The 629-nt window shown below is 44.5% G+C and carries 1 pseudogene; it reads left to right on the top strand.

Annotated elements, in window-relative coordinates:
• Window positions 1-629 (top strand): annotated as a pseudogene (locus tag ACFIJP_RS09580) (hypothetical protein); the annotation flags it as partial.

Below are 629 nucleotides of genomic sequence, written 5' to 3'. Positions count from 1 at the left end.
TTGAGTTTTAATTTAGATGATGAGATTGCGGGGATTACAGCGGCAGGACGTGATTCTGATGATGAGTTGGCAATAAGTGCTTTTTTGAAGGGGCTTTACAACTATTGGACTGGAGATAAGAAAACCATAGAAAAATATGAGAAAGAAGCCAATAGACTACGTGATTATTATCGTAGGATGAGTGATCAACATTATTGGACTTCTTTTGCTGGAAATGCTTTAGGGTCGGCAATCCCTTCCCTTGCGACTTTAGGAGGAGGATTGTTAGCCTCAGGAGCACGCTTTGTAGCGCCTACACTTGCAAGGAATGTGGCGGGGTCAAAATTAGGTCAAGCCTTTTTGAAAGCAGGTCAGTTACCCCCAAGTCGATTTGCAAGTCCATTTTTAGGCATCACGAACAAAACAACATTGCCTCATTTGCTTAAAGTAGGAGCGGCATCTGGAGCATTACATGGCGCAGGAGAAGGCGAAGGACTTGGTAATACACTTACAAGTACGTTATCTGGTGCAGGTTTAGGAGCGGGCGGGGCATTGGTTGGAAGTGCTTTAGGTCATTTGGCTGGTTCTACTGTCGGTGGAATACGAAGACTTCTTTCTCCTTCTCATAAGCAAGGTGTTGCAACAGACAC

Source organism: Bartonella sp. MU37NMGALS, assembly GCF_042194015.1.
GTDB lineage: Bacteria > Pseudomonadota > Alphaproteobacteria > Rhizobiales > Rhizobiaceae > Bartonella > Bartonella grahamii.
Note: the sequence above shows the minus strand (reverse complement) of the source record. Positions and strands in the feature narration are given on the sequence as shown.